Here is a 25,075-nt window from a genome sequence, read left to right as displayed (position 1 = left end):
ATTTTCTAATGCAAAAAGGACCCTCGTTCGGTCACTTTCTTGCAAAGGAAGTGATTTTTTCATATATTGAATTCAGTTGCTATATGAAAAACTATAGGGAGGAATTTATGAAATTTTTCAGCAAAAAGTTTAGTATAGGCGCCCTTTTGATGGGGTCCTGTCTTTTGGGAGCGTCCTTGATTGCTTGCTCGGAAGGATCTAATTCCGAAGACGTTTCCAGCCCCAATGTTCCCGATAACAATGAGAATGTTGTTGCAATGGGCTCAAGCGAAGCTACCCTGTGGCGCTCTTGGAACCTTTTTGGTGTTCCGGAATATTTTGATTCCTTGGAAAATGCTTCTGGTAAGGCACCCCTTAATACAAATTTGCTTGATGACCTTGGATGTAAGTTCCCCGCACTCATGATGGATGCACTTACGGAAAATCTCGATGAACTGGAATACATTTTCCAGGAAGGTTTTTTGGTTAAGGGTGTTTGTGGCTTGGCTTTGAATCTTAAGGATGGCCAGGTTGCTCCGTTGGGCATTAACTTGACTCGCCCCATGTCTCAGGGTACCGTAGAATTCTGGTTCCGTCCCGGCGAAGATTTCTTTGACAAGCCTGCTCGTACCTTGCTTGGCAATGACGAAGCAAGACTTCATTTCTTTGTGAAAGACGGCGAATTGATTTTCCAGAAAAATCATGCGGATCAGCATTTCTTCGTGAAGGCTCCTGTTGATTTTGGTTCTGGTTGGACTAAGATTGGCGGTCAATGGGGCGATGGCTATTTAAGCCTGTGGGTAAATGACTCTCTCGTTGCCCGCATGGAACATACTCTGGGCTATGAGCCGTCGACCCGTGGTAAAAAGTTCGGCAATCTTTTGGTTATTGGCTACAAGAGCTACTGCTGTATGGAACCTACCGGTCAGCACCATGGCATGACAACATCGGGCTCCTTCGACCAGTTCCGTATTTCCAGAACCCTTCGCTACAAGAACTTGCCGGATGTGATCGATACCACAGTTGTTGATACTGTTATTACTGCAGATACGGCTGCTCCTGCCAAGAAGCATATTGAATCTTCCACTCCCATTTATTCCGAAAACTTTGACATGGGAACAGACCTTGGTGAAGTTTCCTATGTAGAAGGTGTTAGTGGAAAGGCTTTGTCTATTAAGTCCGGTGAAAAGGTTGTTTTGCCTTTTAGCTTTGATATGGAAATTCCCTATGGTTATGCAGAATTCGATTTCAAGCCGGATTCAGCTTTTAATTACAAAAATAGTGCTTTGCTTGGCTCTAACGAAGGCCGTATGAGTTTCCTCGTTTTGAATCAGAATCTTTACTTCTTCAAGAACGGGGAGGATGAACAACGCTATGTCTTTGGTCCGGTGAAGTTTAATGACGGTTGGAATAAGATTCGTGCAGAATGGCTGGAAGGATCTATGTCTCTTTATGTCAATGGAACCTTGATTGCTTCTGCAGAAAGCGATTTTGGCTTTATGCCGTCATACAGAACCGACATTTATAACTATGACAAGATTATGATTGGCTATAAGGATGAATGCTGCATGAGTGAGGTGACGACTAACATTCATTATGGTTCTGGAACCTTTGATAACATTGTCGTGAATAGTTTCACGATCGCAGAATAGTTCGACTGATCAAGATCCTGCTGATTCTAATTTTTTTTGACAAATCTTCATTTAAAGGCGATTTACCTGATGGTAAGTCGTCTTTTTATTTGGGAATTTTTAAATTGTAATTATGGCTTTTGTTCATCTCCAGACACATTCTGAATTTTCTGTTTTGCAGTCGTCCGCTCGATTGGATGATATTTTGGCTGCAGCTGCCGATGATAATGCTCCCGCCGTGGCTCTTACAGACCATGGCGCCATGTTTGGTATTTTGGAAATCCAGACTCGCGGACAGGGGTTGAACAAGAAGCGAAAGGAAAAGGGCCTTCCACCAGTAAAGACTGTTCACGGATGCCACATCTATGTGGATACACCCAGTGCCACTCCCAAGGATACTACAACATACGAACGTTTGACCCTGCTTGTTGAAAACGAAAAGGGCTACTATAACCTACTTCGTATTGTCAGCTACCGTTACGAAGATGGCGATCGTTGGGCTGAAATTCCGTCTGTTCCCCTGGAAACGGTTGAACAGTTCAAGGAAGGCATTATTGCCATTGCAGGTGACTTTTTCAGTAAGTATGGTACCAGCGTTGCAGCAGGCCGAAATTCTGTTGCCCGCGAATACATGGAACGCCTGGACAAGATTTTCGATCACGATCACTTGTATTTCTCTGTTTGCGATAATGGCTTTGCTCCGCAGAAACTGGTGAACGATTATACTGTTCAGTTGGCCAATGAATTGGGCCGTGAAGTTGTGGCTGTCGGTGACATCCATTACATCAAAAAAGAAGATGCCCAGGCACATAGAATCCTCCGTTGTATTTCCACAAAGACAACGTTGAACGATTCTCAGGACAAACGCTTTCCTACAGAAGGCTTTTACTACAAGTCCGAAGCAGAAATGCGCGAACTGTTTGGTCATATTCCTGGAGCCATCGAAAATACGGTTAAGATTGCAGAACGTTGCAACTATATCGTGAAAACCGGTATCGGTGATGAATTCTGGCCCCGATTCAAAATCCCAGATGATTTCTTGGCGGGTGAAGAATATCAGAAAATCAAGGCCATTATGAAGGCCGAATATGATGCTGAGTACCCGGTTGTCAAGGAAAGAGAACTGGGCGGCGTCATCAAGGATAAAAAGAAAAAACTTCAGGCCAAGATTTGCGAAGAGAAAGGTATCGAACCAGATGCCTTGACTGACGAGGACAAAGCTGAAATCGATCGCCTGGCTTCTCCTGAATTATTCAATGAAGATGACCATAAGGCTTGGGAAAAGGCTGTCCATCGCTGGTGTAAACCAGGGTCGGATTCTGATATCTACATCATCCATCTTTGCAATGGTTTCTTGAAGTGGCGTTTCCCGGAAGAGAACTTTAAGTTCCCGGAACATGAGACTGACGTTGGCAAACGCATGTATAAGGAACTGAACTGTATCCGAAACATGAACGTTGCGGGTTACCTGCTTATTGTGTGGGACTTCATTAACTGGGCTCGTAATAATGGTATTCCCGTGGGCCCGGGCCGTGGTTCTGCAGCAGGCTCTCTTGTTACCTATATCATCGGTATTACGGACATTGACCCGCTGAAGTTTGACTTGCTCTTCGAACGTTTCTTGAATCCGGAACGTGTGTCCATGCCTGATATTGATACGGACTTTGCGGACCGTGACCGTGGTCGTGTGATTGATTACGTGACCCAAAAGTACGGCAAGGAATGCGTAGGCCAGATTATTACATACGGCATGCTTAAGTCCAAGGCTGTGATTACAGACGTGGCTCGCGTACTTGGTTTTGCCCCGGGCGAAGCAAAGGTCATTACCAAGTTGTTCCCCCAGCGTACATTGAATTTCAGCTTGAAGCAGGCTTGGACGGGTAAGGACAAGAAGGGCAATCCCTTGGAAGATGGCTATAGCCCGGAACCGTTGCAGGCAATGATCAACAGCCGCGCTTCCTACCAGAACCTTTGGAACGTGGCTTTGTCTCTGGAAGATCTTCCGCGCCAGACGGGTGTTCATGCCTGTGGTGTGGTGATTACCCCGACTCCTATTTACAACTTGGCTCCCTTGTATCGTGCTGCCGCTGAAGATACTCCGGTGGTGATGTACGATAAGCATTACGCAGAAGATATCGGCCTTCTGAAAATGGACTTCTTGGGTCTCATCAACTTGTCCATCATTCAAGACACGGTGAACATGGTTAAGAAAAACCGTGATATCGAAGTGGACATGGCCCATATTCCTTTGGATGACAAGGAAACCTTTGGACTTCTGAGTAAGGGTATGACCACTACGGTGTTCCAGTTCGAATCTCCGGGTATGCAGAAATACCTGCGTGAACTGAAACCGACCCGTATCACAGACTTGATCGCTATGAACGCCCTGTATCGTCCGGGCCCGATTGATCAGATTCCGCACTTTATTGCACGAAAGTTGGGCACTGAAGAAGTGGACTGCTACCATCCGGACTTGGAACAGGTTCTTGGTGAAACCTATGGTGTTATCGTGTACCAGGAACAGGTGATGAAGCTGGCCCAGATTCTTGGTGGTTATTCTCTAGGTGGCGCTGATAACATCCGTCGTATCATGGCTAAGAAAATGCCTGAAAAGATGGAAAAGCTGACTCCGGAATTCTTTGCCAAGTGCGAAGCCCGAGGCTATTCCCACGAATTGATTAAGAAGGTGTGGGATGCGGTGCTTCCGTTCTGCGGTTACGCATTTAACAAGAGTCATGCTGCTGCTTACGCATACGTTGCTTATCAGACTGCTTATCTGAAGACCCATTATGGTCCGGAATACATGGCTGCCTCCATGACATCCAAGATGGGTAAGACTGAAGATATCGTGACCATCATCCTGGAATGTAAGCGTCTTGATATTGAAGTGGTTTCTCCTAATATCAATGCCTCCATGGGTGTGTTTACGGCAAATAAGGAACATCAGATTCTCTTTGGCCTTGCCGGTATTCGTGGTGTGGGTATTGGTGTCGTTGATGATATCGTAGCTGAACGTGAACGACGTGGCAAGTTTAAGGATTTGTTTGACTTTACCAAGCGTGTGGCTGAATACCAAGGCGAGCAGAAGGAAAAACGCGCTCCCATGAACAAACGCTTTGTAGAAAGCTTGATTATGGCTGGCGCCTTGGATGAGTTCCCTGGAAGCCGAGCCGTGTTGATGGCTTCTGTAGATCGCGCCTTGGAAGTGGCTGCCCGTTGTCAGGAAGATCGCGACCGTGGTCAGATTTCCTTGTTTGACTTGGGTGGCGCGGCTCCGGCAATGGATAGCTCCGCAGAGGTGTTGGAAGAAGCTGAAGAATGGACTGCTATGGAAATGCTGAACAAGGAACGTGATGTTCTTGGCTTGTTCCTTTCCGGACATCCTCTTGATGAATTCCGTCCGGAATTGCAGGGCTTTACCAGCTGCTCCTTGGCGGATGATGAATTGAGTAAGCATCTTGGTGACACTGTTATTGTTGGCGGCGTCATCACTTCCTTGAAGTCTTTTGAAACTAAGCGTGGTGACACTTTGGGTTCTGGCAATATTCAGGACTTCCACGGTGATGTTGGTATTTTCTTCAAGAAGGATACTTGGGAGCAGCTTCGTGATTCTGTGGCTTTGGATGACCGCGTTCTTGTGAAGGGCGTCCTGGAACAGCAGCGCGATCGTGAAGAAAAACAAGTGATTGTCGAAGAAGTTGTTCAGCTGGATCGTGTGCGTTCTAGCATGGTTAGCTACATACACATGTCAATTTATTCTTCAATGGTGACTGAGGAATTTATTGAGAAACTGAAAGATGTTATGGACCGCTACGAACCCTTCGATGAAAGTGAACATGCCTGTGAAATTGTCTGCCACGTAGAAACCGAATCTGGCTATTCACATATTCTTTCCCTGAAGAAAAAGAAAGTTGTCTATACTCCGGAATTGTTCCAGTATCTCCGTAAGGATTTGGGATCGTTGAAGGTCTGGGTATCTAACCGTGCAAAGCGGTAAACCGTACATACTTTTTTGTGCTGGCGAAGATTCCGGGGACTGCCTTGGCGAGGAACTTGTAAAGCAAGTTGCTGTTGCCAGTCGCTGCAATCAAAAAGATTACATGGCTTGTGGTGCTGGCGGAGTCCGTATGCAAGAAGCGGGTTTGCTTCCGCTGATTAATTTCGATGCCCTGCCGGTTTCTGGTTTTGGAGATGTTCTTCCGAAATATTTTCAGCTTCGTAAAAATTACAAGGCCCTAGAAACTGCGCTGAAATCCGAGGACTGCAAAGGCTTGGTGTCCATTGACTATCCGGGCTTCAATATGAAACTGGTGGCTCTGGCAAAGAAATTAGGAAAGCCGGTGCTGTACGTTGCGCCACCTCAGATTTGGGCATGGAAATCGCATCGTGCGAAGTTGTTTGCCAATTGTGATAGAATTTCTTTGGCTGTATTTTTTGATTTTGAACGTGAGGCGTACAAGAGTGCTAATTGCAACGTGGTGAAAATGATTCACCCTTTTGCAAGATCGGTTTTGCAAGCTGATGCGGAGTGTTTCGCTTCTCCTGCTGATGATGGCGGTAAAATTCTTTTGTTGCCGGGAAGCAGAAAAAGTCAAGCCTTGAGAAACATTCAGGTATTTCTTGATGTTATAAGAAAGTGTGAACAGAATGCTATTTTGCAGAGCAAGGAAGTAGTTTTGCTAGCTGCAAGGGATTCTCTTGTTCCTGTTTTCGAAAAGGCTTTGACCAAGTTTTGCTCAGCATTGGAACGGAAGGTCTCCGTTTGTGTGTCTCCTAAATTAGCAGAAGAGCGTGTGAAATTGTACCGATCTGCCTGTATGGCCGTTTCTGCACCTGGCACGGCGACTCTGGAACTTGCCTTGTCCAATTGTCCAACGGTGGTGTGTACGAAACCGGATTTTTTGACTATGGCCGTGGCTAAACGTTCCGTGAAAACAAAATTTTTTGCTCTGCCGAATATCATTCTTCAAGAGAATGTTTTCCCAGAATTTATTTCGAGAAAATTTGATTTGCAGACGTTAAATGCTGTTGCGGACACCGTAAAAAAAATGACGGCTGTGACACCGTCATTTTCAAGAGATTTGTTGCAGAATTTACAAGCTGATTACAATTCTGAAAAATTAATGTCTGAATTTTTTGCTAAGCTCGTCTAGAGTCAAACGCATCAAGGTTGGTGTTCCGTAGGGAGACTTTAACGGTTCTTCTGTAGCCATTAATTGCCCTACCAGAGATGCCATTTCTTCGGACTTCAGCTTATCCCCGGCCTGGTAGGCATTTGTTTTTGCCCAGGCCTTTGCTATAACGTCCTGCACTTTGACCATGTCGCCGCTACCGTCGTTACGATCGCCAATGCTATCTAAGAAGTCCTTTACGGCCTTGATTGCCCGAGATAAGGGCAATGCGCTGGGAATGGCTCGAATCTGGTAGGTGTCGCCGCCAAAGGGTTCAATGAAGAAACCTAAGCGTTCGAATTGGTCAGCAACAGACTTTAAAACTTCAATTTCAATCTTGGAAAGTTCAAGAAGTTCAGGGAAGAGAAGTTCTTGGCTGTCCAATGCGGATCCGTTGCGCAGAATGTCGAGAGCCTGCTCGTAGAGAACTCTGGAATGGGCTGCATGTTGATCGATAACCAGCAATCCGTTTGCGTCTTCACCAGCAATGTATGTGTTTGCTATTTGGAAGAATGTTGGCGGATTCCAAATGGGATCTTGGACGGGCTGCTTTACAGGTTCGTTTTCAAGAGAAATGATTTTGCCGGCTTCGGGCTGGCTAAACAAATCCTGTGCAACGTCGCTGATGGGCTTACTTGACTTTACCGGAGTGAAAACGGGGCGTGTTTCTGGACGCGGCATGGCGCCGAAACTTGGTTCCTCTCTGAAATCTTTGGATGTCTCGCTGGTTGTGCCGGATGTTTGTGCTGTTTTTACAGGCTCGGAAAATCCGTAGCTTTGCGCTGGCTTTACATCACTCAACCAATTGGGGACAACTTCGTCCTGTTCTTTTCCCAGTTCTTCTGCAAGATCGATGAAGGGTGCGTTAGCTTCCATGTCTTGCTTGAATGTTTCGCGAATGGCGTGGGACACCACAAGGAATACCAGGTTGCCGTTGGCGAAACGGACTTCTCTTTTGGCAGGATGGACGTTGACATCGAATTCCATATCCGGCATGTCTAGGAACAAGACGGATACGGGCTTGCATTGTGCGCCGTAGGGCTCGTAAGCCTGAGTCACCGCTTTGCTGACCATCTTGCTTTCGATGGGACGATTACGGATGAAAAGGAATTGATGGTTGCGTTTGCCGTTGGTTTCGGTTGTGGGGGAGACAAAGCCCCAAACGTGGATGCCGGCTTCTGTATAATCGACGGGGAGGAGAGCTTTTGCGATCTTGGAACCGATGGCTTCTGCAATACGGCTGCGGAGCTCTCCTGGAACACCTGTGAAAACAGTCTTGTCACCGACTTTGTAGTCGAAACGAATTTCGGGATGTGCAATGGCTGTTTTGAGGATTACCTCAAAAATGCGGGTGCCTTCTGCGGTTTCGCTGCTTAAGAAGGTTCTGCGGACAGGGGTGTTGAAGAACAAGTCTTCAACAAGGAACGTTGTTCCTCGGCAAGCTTGAATGTCCTGTTTTTCAACGACATTTCCGCCATTAAGGATGATGCGTCCGCTGTCTCCTTCGTCGGTGGCGCTGGTAATTGTCAGTTTTGAAACGGCTGCAATGGATGCCACGGCTTCGCCACGGAAACCATTTGTGTGGAGGTGGAAAAGATCGTCGGCATCAAAAAGCTTTGATGTGGTATGCCTGAGGTAGCAGAGATCCAAGTCTGCGGCGTTCATTCCTTTGCCGTTATCGGTTACCTGAATCTTTTTCTTGCCACCCTGCTCGATGGATACCTGAATTCGGGTTGCTCCAGCGTCAATAGCGTTCTCTACCAGTTCCTTGACGGCGGATGCCGGTCGCTCAATAACTTCGCCTGCTGCGATTTTATTGATGATTTCATCTGAGAGTAAGTGGATTTTAGCCGAATTCATGGGTAAAATATAGACAATTGTTTTGCACTAAAGATTTATTTTGCTAAATTAGGATAAAAGTGTGGCCTGAGTTCAATAAATCCAGGTCATGGAATGAGAGGTAAAAAAGTGCTTTCAAATCTATTTCTTCAATTGACTCATATCGAACTGCTGATATCGTACCCGATCAAGGATATTTTGACCTTGGTAAAGCGCGATTCTCGAATCGACGTAAAGATGTTGAATGATATTTATTTTGAAGACTCTTTCGTGGATGAAAGTTCTCATCGCTTGATGATGAATAGCGTCGTTTCCTGGTTGTACGAACGCGGTGAAAGCCCGGATGCATTCATGCAGCGTATTATTGACCGTTGCGCAACCTTCGAAGCTATTCCTGCTCGTAGCGTGCTTCGTTCCTATCTGCCTTACATTTCTCAGTTCTATGCAACAGAAGATGTACGTCAGCTTTGCCTGGATATTATTCCGAAACGTTATACTCTGCTTAAGGATTCCAAGTTCCTTCGTCGTGAGTTGATCGACGGAAATCGCAAGGAATTCTTCTCGTTCCGCTTTGATACTCCGGGTGCATTGGTCACGAACCCCATGCGCTGGTTCAAGGGCTTGGTGCAGATTGGCCCCATCCTTTTGAACACCCCGCCGTACGAATACATGGAATTTAGAGCTTCCCAGACCTCTTTTGTTGAAGCTTTGGAAAATCGTGCTACTGCAGAAAAGCGCGATGATGAATGTGTTTACGTTAATGGCCGTAAGGTTGCTGTGTATGCGACTTTCGGTGACTGCCTTGCTGAAAACGGACTGGAATGGGACGTCGAGGCTGAAAAGAAGATGTCCTGTGTTAAGGCTCTTGAAGACGTTGTCGATGAAAAGACTGGTACAGTCTTGATTCATAAGGACTGTTACTATGGCGCTCCGGCAGGTATCGTTTATCTCGACTACAAGGCAAACATCACTGCTCCGGAACCGTTCAATAAGTTGATGAGTGCTGTGGTTAAGCAGGAATTTGATTCCTGGGCTCCGATCCAGAAGGCTCAGGAACAGCTCCTCGAAGCCATGAACGACTCTGTTACCATCGTTTACTACAAGAGCGACGATTCCATTTCCGTGAACAACAAACACTTGATGCGTAACGTTCCGGCTCGAATCCTCCGTAACTTGCTTCGTGAGTACACCGCTTCTGGTCGTGAAGAATACGAAAACCGTGAATTTAAACGTGACCCGGCCATTTGCATGGATCCGCTGCGTCCTAACTTTGAAAGCCGCTTGAATCGCGTGATTGCTCATATTAACGGTTCTGATGATCCTTCTCGTCCTACTGAGGGCGTTAAGAAGTTCTTCGAAATCGAACGTCATCGCCGCGGTGGCTTCCGTTTCGTTCCGAAGTGCAAGATCATCTTCCGCGAAGAGTAACGACTCTGCTGGAAGGAAGCGAAAAACGATTGCTTTCACAAAAATGTAAGCAAAATGGTAGTTCTTCGCTGAAAAAGAAAGCATATATTACGTGTCGTGATCGGTGAATGGATGAAACTCTTTTGAGTTGAACCGTTGCTCCCCATCTGGTTTGCTCAAGGGTCCCGAAACCGCTCATATTTTCTCCTTCTTAGGAAAGGGTCCTCTTTGGAGGGCCCTTTCTTTTTTGAAGGGGCTCAAGGCCCCATCAAAAAAGCAGGCTCAGCGCCTCGTTTTTTTAGTATCATTACTTATATGAAGTTTGGTTGTGCTCTAATCCTTGGTGTCCTGATTACCATCGCCGCTTTTTATCTAATCTATCCCAATTGGCGCAACGAGGTGAAAATTTCCCCTGCAGCCGAAAAAGTCATAAAGACGGGAATGGATGCTGTAGATGGTGTAGCTTCCGTCGTGAAAGAAAAATCTCCAGATGTAACAAAGGCTTTGAAAAGCATTGTGGGGGAGTCAGCTGAGCAAGTTAAACGTTTCATTATTTTGAATGGCGCAAGACTTACTGAATACGATATGATCAATACAACCCCCATGCATAAGGAGGCTTTATCTCAAGTCAAATTGAAGGACAATAGCGTTAATGTGAAACGTCTAAAACCCCAGATGGACTCAGCTCTTGTCGTTGTAGTAGGTGTCTATTGGGAGGTACTTGGAAACGATTATGTCCCGGTGGTTACCAGTGGGAATGACTATGCCGGTCATATGAGCAATTCCAAGCATTATAAGAATTCTGCCCTTGATTTTCGAACCAAGGATTCAAAGATTTCTATGGAAAACCGTAAGTTGATTGCGGATAAAGTAAGGGCGAAACTTGATGAGCGGTATGTTGTTTTGCTGGAGTCTCCTGGCAAGGCGGCTGAACACCTTCACGTTCAGTATAACGGAAAATAAGTCGGTTTTGGCGGGTGGTTGCAAATAAAGAAAAAGCCTCGGTTTTACCCGAGGCTTCTTTAATTTGTAGGTTGCGGGGCGTTTGCCCGCGCGACGAACTTGCGCAGCGATTATCTGCGGCGAGCAGCCATTTCCTTCTTCAGGATGTCCATGACGGGGCCGATTTCTGCGGGAGCCTTGAACACGGGGTTGGCGTACTTGCTAGCAATGCCTTCCAGCTTCTGTTCGTGATAGCCCACCTTGAATTCGGTGAATTTGAGGCCGTGAGCGGTGCTGATGACAACCACTTCTTCGTCCTTGTCGATCTTGCCTGCGGCAACCAGCTTTTCGAGAGCGCCGAGAGCCACACCAGTGTGGGGGCAGCAGTAGAGACCGATGCGGTCGCCGCGGTGTGCTGCGTTTGCCAGTTCTTCTTCGGAGACGCTGACCACCATGCCGTTGGTGCTCTGGATGGCGCGAACAGCCTTGGGATAGCTGACCGGGTTACCAATCTGGATTGCAGAAGCGAGAGTCTTCTTGGCCTGCATGGGAACCAGCTGGTCGAAGCCGCGTTCGTAAGCCTGGTAGAACGGATTTGCGTTTTCGGCCTGAGCCACGATGATGCGAGGAATGCGGTCGATGAGGCCCATAGCCTTGCAGTCTTCGAAACCCTTGGCGAGAGCGGAAACGTTACCCAGGTTGCCGCCCGGAATAATCACGGTGTCGGGAACCTTCCAACCAAGTTCCTGGCAGATTTCCGGAGAGATAGTCTTCTGGCCTTCTACGCGGAGGCTGTTCATGGAATTGGCGAGATAAATGCGGTTGTCCTTGGTGACTTCCTGAACGATCTTCATGCAACCGTCGAAGTCGGTGTCCAAGGCGAGAACGATGCTGCCGTTAGAGATGGGCTGGATCAGCTGAGCAACGCTGGTCTTGCCGGCGGGCAGGAACACGATGGACGGGATGCCTGCCTTAGCGCAGTAAGCGGAAAGGGCTGCAGAGGTGTCGCCAGTAGAGGCGCAAGCTACGGCGTCGATCGGGTGAATGTTCTTCTTGATGATGTGGTTCACCTGGCTCACGAGAACGGTCATGCCCAGATCCTTGAAGGAACCGGTATGGGAGTTACCGCAAAGCTTCACCTTCAGGCTCTTGATGCCAAGTTCCTTGGCGATGGGAGCTGCGTCGAACAGCGGGCTCCAACCTTCGCGCATGGTGACGATGTCTTCCACCGGCATATCCGGGAGAACCATTTCGCGCTTGCTCCAGATACCACTCTGGTCAGCCGGTTCAAAGCTCATGCGGCGTTCGGCAAACAGCTTCTTCCATTCTTCCGGACTGCGTTCAGCCAGAGCCTTACGGTCGTGTTCCACTTCTAGGAGGCTGTTGTCGACCTTGGAACGATAAATGACGTCGGTTACCGGGTAGGTATCGTCGCCGTTGATGTTTCTAAAATGAGCGTTGAACTTAGTCATAGTTTCCTCTAAAATTTTACGGGCTGAAATTTAGAAAAACTAGAGAGTTTATGTCTTTGGATTGTTATGGAAAAAGGTTTGTTTTTAAAATAAAAACACGAATAAATGGTGTTCTTTTGTGTAGTGTAATCTCCGGCTATAAAAGCCTGTTTCTTTGGGGCATTTTCTTGGTTTGCCATATTGAAACTTTCTATATTCTATGTGGAAATTTACATGGATAGAACTTAGGAGTTCTGAGTGAAAAAATTAGGCTTATTGTTTGCTGTTGCAGCACTTTTTACATCGTGTCTTTTTGACACAGACGACTCTGGTGTAAGTAGTTGGTTGTCTAGTCATGGCATGCCCGATAGTTACAAGGTTCAAGTGCTGACTATTGACAATCTTAAACCAGACTCTGTGATTCTTGGACAAAACCTTGTGCCTCGCAAGGCGGACAGTTTGGCCTTCCTTTTGGGAAGAACGTCTAATGTATCTCAAGATATGGTTATGGAATTCTATTTCAATCTGACTGACAAAAAACTTGCCAAGTTGAAATCAGATTCTTTGTCTGCAGCCTTGTCTTTCTGCTGGTTCCAGAACCTTTATAAGACAGCCGGATTTCCGTCCGATTCAGTTCCGGGCAAGGAAGTCGTTGATGTAAATCTTAGCTGGAAAATTCGCTATGCTAAAACAAAGAACCAGTTGATCAAAATGGCGAGTGTTGCCGATTCTGTGTGGCTGGATTCTTTGCAATATTGGGAAGCTGATGGTTCTGCTGATACCACCTTTGAAGTGTCCTATACAAAGAAGGATACTTCCGTTGTTGGGTTGGATTTGCCTTCTGCCTTGGTTGAGGAATTGAAGAAGGCTACCTATGGTGTTTATTTGCAACTTCGTCTTTCTACTCCTAAGCTGGAAAAACTTTATCGTTTCTATGGGCCGGGTACGAAGCGCCAGCCGTATATGTACTTGTTCGCAGGAGACTCTTCTTTCCATACGTTCAATACAGCCCGTGCTGCCAATATCATGGAAATCAACGAAGATTGCGAGGATTGCCCGGTGATCCATGGCGGTGGTCGTGATTCCTTGGTCCTTGTATTCCCTTCAGAAAAAATTCTGGATGCGGTTCAGGAAGCTTATAAGGATAGTCCCCTTGAAAATAAGGGTGATGGCTACGATGTTCGTCAAACGGTTTCCCTTGCTCAGCTGACTATGGCTAGCAATGATGGTGAAAGTGAAAGCGAATTCGGTCTGCCTATTCAGGTGGTCGTTGGTTCCTTCATTGATAGCTTAGGAACAGAAATCCGTCGAATGGAACAGTATCGTCTCAACAAGAATGTCATCGTTGAAGACGGCCATCCGAATTTGGTCTTCCATGAATCTGATTCTTTGTCTTTGCAGATAAGTCAAGGTGTTCGTGAATTGGTTAACAAGGCTAGCGATAAAAACCCCTTGAGAATTGTTCTGAAGATGGGTTACCCGATGCTGCAGGAACGAGATACCCTTTACTATGATCGCATCGATGATGATGGTAATACGATTCGCATATTCCTAGGCAATTTTGATTATGCCCGATATGACTTTACCAAGGCGGTAGAAAATCCTATGAGCCTTAAACTTTGGATGTCTTCCAAGAGGATCGATAAGTAATGAAAAAGTTTGCTGCCTTCCTGTGCGTTTTCGCAAGTTTGTCTTTTGGTTCCTCCATCGGTATTGACGCTCTTGGTGAAGAACAAGTTCTTGGTGGTACGGCTTCCGCTGCTGGCCGTGGCTACGCAGGCAACGCAAAGACTGGTGACTCTGAAGGTATTTCCGTTGTGAACCCAGCTCGCCTAGCCTTTGATAAGAACGTTGTGTTTAATTTGAATTTCCTGTTGGAAATGGATGCTGCATCTAAGAAGGGCCATCACTTGTTGAGCAATTCTATGGGGATGCCGTCTTTTAATATTTCATTCCCTATGGGTGATTTTGGTGCCATGGGTGCTTCTCTGTGGCAGCACTACATGTCCAATTTCAGTGAATCCTTTGATGACTCTACAAAGTCCGCAAAGATTGAATATTCTGGAAGTATTTTTGAATTGGTTCCGACATATGCGGTTCGCTTGCCGTATTTGCGTTCCTTCTCTTTAGGCGCATCTGCTCACGTTATTTTGGGCAACTCCAGCAGAAGCTTGACTGTAGGTCCGAATAACGAGAATGTTGAAGACGAAGACCTTTGGGGTACTAGGAATACCTTGATTTCCGAATACGCTGATGGTATCTGGGATCTTAAGAATCATCCTGCTTATTACTCTGCAGCATTGCAATATCGTGGTCGTCAGGCGTCCTTCTTCTTCTCCTATACAACAGGCTATACCCTGAAGAACGATATTAACTACGATTTCAGATTTAGCGAAACGGATACCTTGGCTCCTTCTTCCTATACACGTGAAATAAAGGTGCCGGCAATGCTTGCTACGGGTATGAATATGCGTTTGCTCAAGCGCCACAACATCATGCTTGATTTGCAGTGGCGTGCATGGGACGAAGACATTGAAAATATTGGCGGAAGCTGGGCGATGCCTGAAGTGACTGAAACCCAGAGCGACTTTATGGCTTCTGTTGGTTATCAGTGTGATGGTAGCCCATTGTTCTACGATGACTACTGGAAACGGATTAATTATCGTGCCGGTGCTTGGTACAAGAATTGGTATGTAAAGGATGTGTTTGAAATTGGCGGATCTGTTGGTGCAGGATTCCCCATGGGCCGTAAAGGAACGACCGTGGATTTGGCACTCCAGGCTGGTAAGCGTTTCTCTGATGTCAAATCCGAATGGGAAGAAACATTCTTCGCAATTCGTATTGGTTTGACCGGTATCGGAACTTGGGGCCAGAGCCGTCGATAAGTGTTTATGAAGGAGACCTGATAATGGCTACTAAAAAAGAAACGGACGCAAAGTCCAAAATCAAGGCTGCTGCTAAGAGCGTTGCTGAAAAGACTGTAGAAACAGTAAAGAAAGCAAAGACTGCTACTAAGACTGCAGCTAAGTCTGTTGAAGGCGAAGTAAAGACTGCCAAGGCTAAGGTGTCTGAAACTGTTGCCGCAAAGAAAACTGCAGTGAAGAAATCTGCAAAGGCTACTGTTGATTCCTTGAAGGAAGCTGAAGCAAAGGCTGAAAAGGTCGTTGCTAAGGTTAAGGCTGCAAAGACTGCAACCAAGACCGCTGCAAAAACTGCCGTGAAGAAGGTTGCTACCAAGGCTACTGCAGCAAAGACCGCAGCCAAGGCTACTGCAACAAAGGCTGCTTCCAAGGCTGCTGCAAAGGTTGCTGAAGTCGCTGAAGCAAAGGCTGCCAAGGCTGAATCCAAGGCTGTAAAGGGCGAAGACGCTGTCGCTACTCTCGCCCAGTCTTTTGATGCAGAATATTTGGTCTTGATGCAGAAAGATCCGAACTGGATGCATGCATTCTGGGAAGTTTCTGAAAAGCGTGTTCAGCAGGCTAAGAAAGGCAAGGGGAAGCTCGTTCTTCGTTTGTTTGATATCGCATCTGACTTGACCGTCCAGCGTAGCAAGAAACGTAAGTTCCGTGATGTTGAAGTTCCGGCAAACGCTCGTAGCTGGTACGTAGAAAACACTGCTGGTCAGGCAGTTGTTGCTGTTCTCGGTGCGGTTCAGGGCAAGAACTTCATGCCTATCGTTGAATCTGCTCCGGTTGCTGTATTTGATAAGTCTGCCGCAGCTCCCGCTGCAGACGATGCTTTCGCAAAGGCTTCCCTTGGTGGCAATACCTTGGGCAACTTCATGAGCTCTGGTTTCTCTAGCCAGACTGCTGAATCTTGGCTCAAGTCCCTCAGCGAAAACTTCGGTAGCTCTTCTGAATCCATGTTCTCTGGCGCCCTTTCCAGTGCCGCTCTCCAGAGCAATGCCGCTCTCGCTGCCGCATCCAAGGATTCTGTGAACTACGGTAAGGATTTCTTCCTGTGGGTTAAGACTCGTCTCATCGTTTACGGTGGAACTCGTCCGGATGCACACCTTCAGGTTCGTGGCGAAGACTTCCCGCTGAATCCGGATGGCACCTTCAGCTTTGAAGAAGATCTTCCGGATTGCACCAAGGTTATCCCTGTCTTTGCAACTGACAAGGATGGCGATTTCCCGACAACAATCGTCCCGATCGTTGTGAAGCGTACGGAGTAATCACTTAGGATGGGAGCTCCCGGTAGAATTGTATTCCTGATGCACGCACACCTTCCGTTTGTGCGTCATCCGGAATATGACCGATTCTTTGAAGAGAATTGGCTCTTTGAGGCAATGTCTGAAACCTACCTGCCTCTTGTGCAGGCGTTGCAGCGTTTGCTTGAAAAGGGCGTGCCGGGAACATTGAACCTTAGTGTTTCTGCTCCTCTTATTGAAATGCTTTCGGATGAACATCTCCTTAAGAAGTTCTCCGTTCATTTGTCCCGCCAGCTGGAACTTATTGAAAAGGAAGTTCAGCGCAATGCGGGCTCTCCTTTGGAAACTCTTTCCAAGTTCTATCAGGAACGTCAGCGAACCTTAATCGATACTTGGGAAAATAGAATCCATCGAAATTTATTGGCTGAATTCCTGCGCCTGGAAAAGGCTGGCAAATTGAATTTGCTCACTTGCGTAGGAACACATCCGTTCCTGCCAGCTTATCAGAGTGACCCTGAATCAATCCGCATGCAGCTGGATGTTTCCGTTCGTTGCTTTGAACGCGCCTTTGGCCGTAAGCCTAAGGGCGTGTGGCTTCCGGAATGTGGTTATTTCCCGGGCCTTGATAAATACTTGGCAGAATTTAATCTTCAGTATTTCTTCCTGGAAACCCATGGTGCATTGCTTGCGTCTCCTCCACCCAAGTACGGCGTGTTTACTCCGCTCCGTACAAAGAACGGTTTATTCTTTATGGGTCGTGAACAGAAAAGTTCCATGGAAGTTTGGAGCCGTCGTACAGGTTATCCGGGCCATCCTGAATACCGTGAGTTCTTTAAGGACATCGCTTCTGAACGGCCTCGTGATTATCTTGGCGATTACTTCTTCTCTGGTGAAACTCCCATTGATACGGGTTTCAAGTACAACCGCATTACAGGTTCAGAACAGAAAGAAATTTATCGCCCTTGGAATGCTATGCGATTGGCTGGCGACCATGCCCGTTTGTTCGTGGTAAACCGCGAAACCACAATTTCCGAATTGCTGGTAAATATGGACGGCAACAAGGCTGCCTTGCTTTGCCCCTACGATGCGGAATTGTTTGGCCATTGGTGGTTTGAAGGTCCGTTGTTCCTGGAATCCATGCTTGAATATGCAGCTTCTTCTGCTGTTATAGAATTTGCTGGCGCAGATCAAGTGATGACAGAATCTGCAGATCCTGAAACTCACGAACCGCCATTCTCCAGTTGGGGTGAAGGTGGTTTTGGTTCTGTCTGGATTAACGGTGAAACAGACAAGTATTATCCTCAGTCCTATCGTTTGCGTGCCATGATTCAACATCTTAAAACGATTGTTGAAAGAATGGATTCAAAAACATCGAAGGCTGCGAAACTTATTGCCCGTTACATCAAGCAGATGGAACGTGAATTGCTGCTGTTCCAAGCTTCTGACTGGGCTTTCATGATTCACAATCATTCTGCAGACGGCTATGCACGCCGTCGTTTGGATGATCATTATAACAACGGTCATATGCTTTTTGCTGAAGCATGTAAAGCTGTTCTTAGAAATTCTGACAAACCGGTAGCATCTTCTGTTCTGCCGAAGTTGGAACAGGCCAACAATATCTTTAGTTGGCTTTAATTTTAAAGCTAATAGATAATCAGGAAATCTTTGAGTTTTCCTGAATTCCCTGCACGGAATCGATACACGCCAGGAACCATGAGGTTTCTGACTGTGGTTTCGTCTATGCAATGGGTTCTGCTGTAATAGGATTCCTTGAAAATCAAGTCGCCACGGCGATTTCTTATTTCAATGAAATTGCTGTTCTCTGGAAGCGGTGTGAAACAGAGATTTCCTGAACGCCACGGGGTTGGATAGGCGTGGAGAGGATAGTCCTTTGTTTCGCCCAAAGGCATGTAATTTGCACTAGTCAGATTGCTGAATATCCAACCGACAGAATCCACGCTTGGATTTGCGGAAGCGCCCATGTAGGCGCTTTCCAAATGCTCGATGGAGGAAATGTCTTGTATTTCAACTTTGTCGTTCTTGAAGAGAACGATACTTGCCTTGCCCTTGAATTCTTCTAGATTGGGGTGACCGTTGATGTAGAACTCATATGCAAATTCGGTTGCATTAGGAATAAAGTCGTCATTGGATTTTCTAGGTGCGATATAGTTAAAGTCTGGCCACAGGTATTGATCGCTTGTAATCCATTTTTTTGAATCTAGGAACTGAGATTTCTTTCCTGCGAAAGCGAGTCGTTTCGAAAAGTCATGGAACAAGGAATCTACTGAGATTTTTTTCTTTTTCCCTAATTCGTTTAAATGATGCCTAAAATTTTGATCGGGCTGCTTGCCGAAATTTTCCCAAATGATTTTGTCGGATTGTTTATCAAGATGATTGTACAGATACAAAAAGAAAATGCCGACGCCATAGTGTTCTAACATGCCGTCTAGAGCGGATCCCATAAGGCTGAACATATTTGGCAAATAGGAATAGTAATCGTCTATGTCGGGAGCGGCAAGCTCTTCCATGCCAGAAGCGGAGGCTTCAAACCAAAAAAGATTGTAATGGTTCAGTTCTACGTAACGGAGCTGTACTGAATGATATAATTCGTGGATGACAGTGACGCGTAAGGCCTTGCTCCATTGTTCCGCGTAAGAGTAGTCATGTAAATCGTTTCTTAGATCCTCGGAGGCTTTTGTGTAAGAACAGGTCTTTCCATTGAAATTTACGGATGACTTTTCTCTATTGAATGACGGGGTGAACAGGAAGTCGTTATCGAGGACAAGATTGCTTGCTCCTGCTTGATAATCATCGGGAAAGGTTACCCCATAACAACCTCGGCAGCGGAAACTTGAATAACGAAAATTCTCTATATCAAGAACTTCAATGGGGTAGAGTCCATCGCTAACTTCTTGCTGGTAATGAAGAGTTTGCTTTGATCCCTTTGGGGCCAACATGCCCATGTTTTTTGTATGGAAATTCCAGGCGTACTCGGCGATGACTTCTAGGGAATCGATGTAGGCTTTCGTGGTTTTGTGAGGACCATTCAGCGTGTAGAAAAACTGGAAATGCTCTGTTTTTCTTGTGTAGACGGAATCGTAGTAATCATCTGCAGTGCATTCGTTATCTGCAATAGTAGTTCTTGCAAGAATTCCAGAAGAAGGATTTGTGCGAAGTTCGTTTTTTTGTTGAAAGAATTGGATTGTTCCGCAATGGCTATTACGGGCGAAGCTGCTGTTTATGCAAAAAAACAGGGTGAGTACAGCTAAAGTGATTCTTACCATGGTTACTTCGCTTCTAAAATTCTTTCGTTTAGCAAAATTTCTCGTGCTTTGTTTTTGACGTCTGCGGATACTTCAAGCGCCTTTTGATGATGTGGCTTGATTCTTGCGTCAACAAAGATTGGAGCATTGCAACCCCAATGCTTGTTTATGATTTCTGAATGGAAACCATACAAATCCTGAGCAGGGTCAGAACGGGTAAATGTAAGCCACAAGAAATCGGCAAGTTTGGAACCGTCGAATTCCGAGCTGTAATCTACAAAACTGATCCACGGGTAATTATCTCTGTAAGGCCAATTTTCAAGATTTTTTTCAAATTGCTTTACGATTTCCTCGGAGGCGCAGGAACCTTCGCTCGAATAGGCTGGAGCCTGGATTACAAGAACGCCTGGCATGGGAATCTGAATTGCATCTTTGCGGAAACCTTCGGGAAGCGTGAGGCTTTCAAGATCGCTTTTATCGTTGCGAAGTTCGCGGCGCTTGATACCAGTTGCGGCCATAATCAGTTTGGAACCGTGATTAAGGCTGGAACCGGTGTAATCCAGAGTATCAATGGAGGTGGAAGTCTGGAAATGCAAATCCCGTTTGAAGTTGATGCGTTCCAGAATGTGGCCGAAGAATGCAGTCACATCGTTGACATCAATGTTGGAACCCTTTTCTTTTTCGTCTTCCTTGGCGGCAATCAAAAGGTATTTGCTGAGGCTAGCCTGATTAAAGCCGAGAAGTGCGCTTGCGGTCTTGAGGAGTTCAAGGGGCTCGCGGTCTTCGGGCTTGGCATAGGGCAGGAAGCGTTCGCTGGCAAGTGCCAAGCAAAGGGGATGAACGCCGGCGGCGTCTACGGCGTGAATCGCATGGAGGCCAGGAACGGATGCGGGAACCATCGGTTTTGTGACCTGATGGATGAAGCTACCGAACAAGGTGTCTTCCTGAGGCGGGCGCCCCACGACAGTGAAGGGGTAAATGGCGTTCTTCTTGCAGAGAACTTTCTTTACCTTGAGGCAGGGGAAGTTGTGCTTGTCGGAATAGTAGCCGATGTGATCCCCGAATGGACCTTCCGGTTTTAATTCAGGTTGCATTTCTCCAAGGATGCAAAAATCAGCATCGCTGGAAACGAGGTAACCGTCATGAACAAAGTAACGGAAACGCTTTCCGCCTAGCATACCTGCGAAAACCAATTCGGACAGATTCTCCGGCATAGGCATTACTGCGGCGACCGTATGTGCTGGTGGTCCGCCGATGAAAACGCTTACCTTCAGTGGGCGATTTTCCTCAATGGCCTTCTGGTGGTGCCTTGCGATGTCACGCATGATCTGGTAGTGGAGCCCGCATTCTTCGCCAGGGCGGTATTCGTTACCGGAAATCTGCACGCGGTACATGCCTACATTTGTGGTCATGACACTTGCTTTTTCACCAGGCCTTGTGGCAACCTGGGGCAATGTAATGAAGGCTCCTCCGTCGTTCGGCCAGCTGACCAACTGGGGCAGATCTTGCAAGGAACATTCCTCGAAATCTCTGATGTTGCCGCTCTTGCGGGGTAAAGCACAAACGCCGGCGCTTGCGGCTTTCAACCATTGAACGGGCTGAATCTTCTTGAAAAATTCAATCGGATTGGACTTGAACTGCACCGCAGTTTGGGTGGCAGTCAGGCTTTTTCGAAAGAGAAACTGCAGTCTCTCTTCCGTGCCGAAGATGTTACAAACGGCGCGGAATTTGCTTCCCTTGACCTTTTCAAACAGCAGCGCGGGACCTCCGGCTTCGAAGGTTTGTCGGGCTATTTCTGCCATTTCCAGATAAGGATCTACTTCCTGCTGGACACGCTTAAGCATGCCTGCTTTTTCTAAGTCTAGCAGAGCCTGTTCAAGGTTTTTGTACATAGAATCCAGCGCCCCTGGAAAGATTTAGCCTGCGGTAGCGCTTTGATCCAAGGCTTCGAAGGCCTGGGTCTTCTTCTGGCTTTCCATTGCCAAGATAATGTTGCGAGCATCCTTGCGAGCGTTGATTGCGTGCACAACACCTGTCTTGCTGATGATTGCGGCGAAGGCTTCTTCAGGGATAGTTGTGAAACCCTGGAAGGAGAACTCGTCGTAAATTGCGGTCATGGAATCTTCAGAAACAAACTGATGGCTTGCGGTAAAACCGCGGAACGGGCCTTCACCAAGACGGACGGTGACCTTGTTTTCGTTCACCGAACTGATGATGCCAGTCCACTTGATGGATTTGAACCCGCACTGGATGTAGTAGTTCACACTGGAACCTGCTACCAATTCCTTGGGGAATGTGTAGTGCAAAATAGGGTTCTTTCCAATCTGTAAATTCATCGGGGCATACTGCAAGGTTTCCATCACATTTAGAAGGGAATATTCTTGCCACGATGTTTGACTTAATTGTACCATACTGCTACAAACATAGTAAAAAAACTATTTTTTAATGTAATGGATAAACTTGATGCTGACAGTAAATATCTAAAAAAGAGCGTGGTGGTAAATATTATTGGTACCATCCTGAAAGTGTGTGGTCCTATGTTGACCATTTTGCTCGCTCGTATTTTTGGTCCTGCGGAATTTGGTGTATTTGTTTCTACACAAACCTTGCTTTTGACCATTTCCAGATCGTCGACTTTGGGGCTGGATAAGGGCTTGTACTGGTACCTCCCCCAGAACAAGTTGCAGAATCGTCCGTCCTATGACGGTATCATGGGCTCTTTCTGGATTGCCGTTGCTGTTGCTTTCCTCTGTACTCTCGTTATCTTTGTAGGTTCCTTTACGCCATTGATTTCAAAGGAGATGCCGTGGTACGGCTTGTCTTTGGTGTTTTACGCAGCGTGCTATGTCTTGAGTAATACCTCTGAAAGCAATCGAAAACCCCAAAATGCCATTTTTATCAACTCTTTTTTGGTAGCGGTTCTTGCTCCGGCTTCTTCCATAGCCATGCATTTCCTGGGCATCCCCCATGCTTTGCCTTTGGGCCTTCTGGTGGGCCAGCTGGGCGGTTTTGCGGTCCATTTTACATTAGTGCGCAGGCAGTTCCCTGAGATGCCTTTAAACCCTGTTTTCCGGGTTTCCAAGCAGCTTTTGATTTACTCGCTTCCCCTAGGCTTTAACGAGTTTGTATCCTCGTTCCTGATTCGTTCTGGATTGTGGATGGTGATGATGTTCTTGGGCCCTGAAATGGCTGGTGCCTACGGCATCATGGTGACGGTTTCCAATGCTTTGCAGACCATCCGCGTTGGTTTCACTCCCATTCTAACCCCCGTCATTGCAGGGATGGACCGTGATCGCCTCAAGACGGATTTGAAGCCGGTCTATTCCTATTGTGTTTCTATGGTGACCTACATCCAGCTTATCGTGGGCTTCTTTATCATTCTATTCCCGGGTGAAATACTAAGCATTGCTGGTAAGGAGTTTATTGTCCAGCCGGAAACTTTGGGCATCCTTTTGCTGGTCCATCTGTTGGCCGGTTTCTGGGGTATGGCCATTGTAATTATGAACGGAATCGGCAAGAGTCTCTATACTTTGAAAATGAATATTTTCTCTCTGGCGGTAGCTCTTATTTCTGGTTATTTCCTTGTTCCTGCTTATGGTCTTGTGGGGGCCGCCCTTTCTATGCTTACGTACAACGTAATAGCAATGGTGTGGAACAATGCGTATCTGGCTAAACTTGGCTTGTGGCCTTATTCGTCAAGATTGATTTCCCAGATGATCTGGATTGTCGGACTTGTCGCATTCTATATCCTTTTGAACCTGGATGTGTTCACTCCCTCGATTCCAGAGAAGATTTGTATTTACGTGTTGATCCTTGCGGCACTTGGCTTGCAATGGATGCTTCAGAAAAAAAGACTGGAAAAAGACAAGGCTTCTGCTAAGCGTTAGTCTTGCAATTTTCCCTTTGGATACATCTCAAGAGCCGTTTTTGTTGATTCGTCGGCTTATATGGAAAAAAACAACATTCCTTCATTGAAAATTGTCTATTTTTATGTGGAGAGGAATGTATGAAAAAGTATAAAGTTGGTTTTACTACTGGAGTCTTTGACTTGTTCCATGTGGGACATTTAAATTTGCTGGAACGCTGCAAGGCTCAGTGCGATCACTTGATTGTTGCCGTATGTGGCGACGACTATGTGACCCAGGTAAAACACAAGACTCCCGTGGTTCCGGAAAACGATCGAATTCGTATTGTAGGTGCCTTAAAGTGCGTAGATGAAGTTTCGACCATTACCCTTGAAGAAATTGATGACAAGATGCTAGCCTTGAAAAGGTTTCATTTTGATGTGCTTTTTTCTGGCGATGACTGGAAAGGTTCCGAACGATACAATCGCACTGAAAAGCAGTTTGCTGAACTTGGCGTAAGCATTGAATATTTGCCCTACACCAAGGGTGTTTCTACTTCCGATCTCAAGGATAAGATGAAAGAGGCTTCAAAATGAAGATGATGAGCCAGGAAGACATCAGAAAAGTCCAGATGGATGTTCTTGATGATATTGCCACCATTTGCAAGGAATACAACCTGCAGTATTATTTGGCATTTGGTTCCTTGTTGGGGGCTGTCCGTCATAAGGGTTATATCCCTTGGGACGATGATATTGATATTTGCATGGTTCGTGAAGAGTACGAAAAGTTCCTGCAAATCGTAAAGAATGGTTTAGGTGAAAAGTATAGCCACCTTTCCTTGATTGACAACAGGTCTGAAGGTTATTTTTATCCGTTTGCAAAGATTGTGGATAACCGCACCGAAGTTAACATGGAACGCCATACCAACAAGCACGGTATTTGGGTGGATATTTTCCCGTTGGATGGTGTAACTGAATCTCCCATGAAGTCAAAGTTCCATATGGGACTTTGTGCGTTTATGCGCGTGGTAGTATTAGCCATGGATGCAAACTTCTCCAAGATGAAGATTGGCTTTGACTGGTTTTACAAGCGTCTGTTTTACACGTTGGCACATATCATCGGAAAGAAACGTGTTTGTCGCATTCATGAATGGATCTTCAAACGTTACAAGGCTGCGGATTCAAAGTACATAGCCAATTTATTTACCAATAACGGCACTCGTTCCATGATGGATAAGGAACGCCTGTTACAGGTGTCTGTTTATCCTTTTGAAGATCGTGAATATGAAGGTTATGCCGACTACGATTATTACCTAAAACGAATGTATGGTGATTACATGAAATTGCCGCCGAAGGAAAAACAGATTACCCATGCCTTTGAGGCCTACTGGAAGTAGG

The 25,075-nt window shown here is 46.3% G+C and carries 17 protein-coding genes; 12 read left to right on the top strand and 5 right to left on the bottom strand.

Features of this window, described 5'->3' with window-relative positions; all coding sequences use genetic code 11:
* Positions 1 to 107 precede the first annotated feature (107 nt).
* The 3 genes from MJZ25_10350 (at position 108) to MJZ25_10340 (ending at position 6,763) form a co-directional block, all read left to right on the top strand.
* Complete coding sequence (locus MJZ25_10350) at positions 108 to 1,631, top strand: LamG domain-containing protein (GenBank protein ID MCQ2124573.1); 1,524 nt, start codon at positions 108 to 110, stop codon at positions 1,629 to 1,631.
* A 112-nt stretch (positions 1,632 to 1,743) separates the two neighbouring features.
* Positions 1,744 to 5,607 carry a DNA polymerase III subunit alpha gene (gene dnaE / locus MJZ25_10345; GenBank protein MCQ2124572.1) on the top strand — a complete coding sequence of 1,288 codons (3,864 nt, stop codon included), beginning with the start codon at positions 1,744 to 1,746 and terminating at the stop codon, positions 5,605 to 5,607.
* Positions 5,594 to 6,763, top strand: a complete 1,170-nt coding sequence (locus tag MJZ25_10340) for a lipid-A-disaccharide synthase (GenBank protein ID MCQ2124571.1) — start codon at positions 5,594 to 5,596, stop codon at positions 6,761 to 6,763. Before dnaE ends, MJZ25_10340 begins: the two co-directional genes overlap by 14 nt.
* On the opposite strand, the gene mutL is transcribed toward MJZ25_10340, so the two are convergent.
* A complete protein-coding gene (gene mutL / locus MJZ25_10335; protein ID MCQ2124570.1) occupies positions 6,731 to 8,641 on the bottom strand; it encodes a DNA mismatch repair endonuclease MutL in 1,911 nt (636 codons plus the stop codon). The genes MJZ25_10340 and mutL overlap by 33 nt on opposite strands.
* Positions 8,642 to 8,773: 132 nt before the next feature.
* Here mutL and MJZ25_10330 point away from each other — a divergent pair, with 132 nt between their 5' ends.
* Positions 8,774 to 10,048, top strand: a complete 1,275-nt coding sequence (locus tag MJZ25_10330) for a hypothetical protein (protein MCQ2124569.1) — start codon at positions 8,774 to 8,776, stop codon at positions 10,046 to 10,048.
* 294 nt (positions 10,049 to 10,342) lie between these two features.
* The gene (locus MJZ25_10325; protein ID MCQ2124568.1) at positions 10,343 to 10,990 is read left to right on the top strand and encodes a hypothetical protein; all 648 of its coding nucleotides are present in this window, start codon (positions 10,343 to 10,345) and stop codon (positions 10,988 to 10,990) included.
* A 110-nt stretch (positions 10,991 to 11,100) separates the two neighbouring features.
* Here MJZ25_10325 and thrC read toward each other — a convergent pair whose 3' ends face one another.
* Complete coding sequence (thrC, locus tag MJZ25_10320) at positions 11,101 to 12,441, bottom strand: threonine synthase (protein MCQ2124567.1); 1,341 nt, start codon at positions 12,439 to 12,441, stop codon at positions 11,101 to 11,103.
* Positions 12,442 to 12,678: 237 nt separating this feature from the next.
* Between thrC and MJZ25_10315 the strand changes: the two genes are divergently transcribed.
* From MJZ25_10315 to MJZ25_10300, 4 genes are read left to right on the top strand one after another with little or no spacing between them, the layout of a single operon-like run.
* Entirely contained in the window at positions 12,679 to 14,070 is a 1,392-nt protein-coding gene (locus MJZ25_10315; GenBank protein ID MCQ2124566.1) for a hypothetical protein, read from the top strand.
* The gene (locus tag MJZ25_10310) at positions 14,070 to 15,305 is read left to right on the top strand and encodes a hypothetical protein (protein MCQ2124565.1); all 1,236 of its coding nucleotides are present in this window, start codon (positions 14,070 to 14,072) and stop codon (positions 15,303 to 15,305) included. The genes MJZ25_10315 and MJZ25_10310 overlap by 1 nt, the downstream gene beginning before the upstream one ends.
* Before the next feature lie 23 nt (positions 15,306 to 15,328).
* Positions 15,329 to 16,594 (top strand): DUF4912 domain-containing protein, encoded by a 1,266-nt coding sequence (locus MJZ25_10305; protein MCQ2124564.1) that lies wholly within the window; start codon positions 15,329 to 15,331, stop codon positions 16,592 to 16,594.
* 9 nt (positions 16,595 to 16,603) lie between these two features.
* Positions 16,604 to 18,205, top strand: coding sequence for a DUF1957 domain-containing protein (locus tag MJZ25_10300; protein ID MCQ2124563.1), 1,602 nt, complete (start codon positions 16,604 to 16,606; stop codon positions 18,203 to 18,205).
* Positions 18,206 to 18,213: 8 nt separating this feature from the next.
* On the opposite strand, the gene MJZ25_10295 is transcribed toward MJZ25_10300, so the two are convergent.
* Genes MJZ25_10295 through MJZ25_10285 form a run of 3 tightly spaced genes read right to left on the bottom strand, consistent with a single transcriptional unit; the run spans position 18,214 to position 22,169 of the window.
* Positions 18,214 to 19,854: a hypothetical protein gene (locus MJZ25_10295; GenBank protein ID MCQ2124562.1), complete on the bottom strand. Its 1,641-nt coding sequence runs from the start codon at positions 19,852 to 19,854 to the stop codon at positions 18,214 to 18,216.
* A gap of 2 nt (positions 19,855 to 19,856) precedes the next feature.
* The gene (locus MJZ25_10290; GenBank protein ID MCQ2124561.1) at positions 19,857 to 21,725 is read right to left on the bottom strand and encodes a UbiD family decarboxylase; all 1,869 of its coding nucleotides are present in this window, start codon (positions 21,723 to 21,725) and stop codon (positions 19,857 to 19,859) included.
* A 24-nt stretch (positions 21,726 to 21,749) separates the two neighbouring features.
* A complete protein-coding gene (locus MJZ25_10285) occupies positions 21,750 to 22,169 on the bottom strand; it encodes a hypothetical protein (protein ID MCQ2124560.1) in 420 nt (139 codons plus the stop codon).
* A 114-nt stretch (positions 22,170 to 22,283) separates the two neighbouring features.
* Here MJZ25_10285 and MJZ25_10280 point away from each other — a divergent pair, with 114 nt between their 5' ends.
* The 3 genes from MJZ25_10280 (at position 22,284) to MJZ25_10270 (ending at position 25,074) form a co-directional block, all read left to right on the top strand.
* On the top strand, positions 22,284 to 23,720 hold the full coding sequence (locus MJZ25_10280; protein ID MCQ2124559.1) for a polysaccharide biosynthesis protein: 1,437 nt from the start codon (positions 22,284 to 22,286) through the stop codon (positions 23,718 to 23,720).
* Between the two features lie 119 nt (positions 23,721 to 23,839).
* Positions 23,840 to 24,274: an adenylyltransferase/cytidyltransferase family protein gene (locus tag MJZ25_10275; protein ID MCQ2124558.1), complete on the top strand. Its 435-nt coding sequence runs from the start codon at positions 23,840 to 23,842 to the stop codon at positions 24,272 to 24,274.
* Positions 24,271 to 25,074 (top strand): LicD family protein, encoded by an 804-nt coding sequence (locus MJZ25_10270; protein MCQ2124557.1) that lies wholly within the window; start codon positions 24,271 to 24,273, stop codon positions 25,072 to 25,074. The genes MJZ25_10275 and MJZ25_10270 overlap by 4 nt, the downstream gene beginning before the upstream one ends.
* Position 25,075 lies beyond the last annotated feature (1 nt).

This window comes from Fibrobacter sp. (assembly GCA_024399065.1).
GTDB lineage: Bacteria > Fibrobacterota > Fibrobacteria > Fibrobacterales > Fibrobacteraceae > Fibrobacter.
This window is presented reverse-complemented; position numbering and strand designations above follow the sequence as displayed.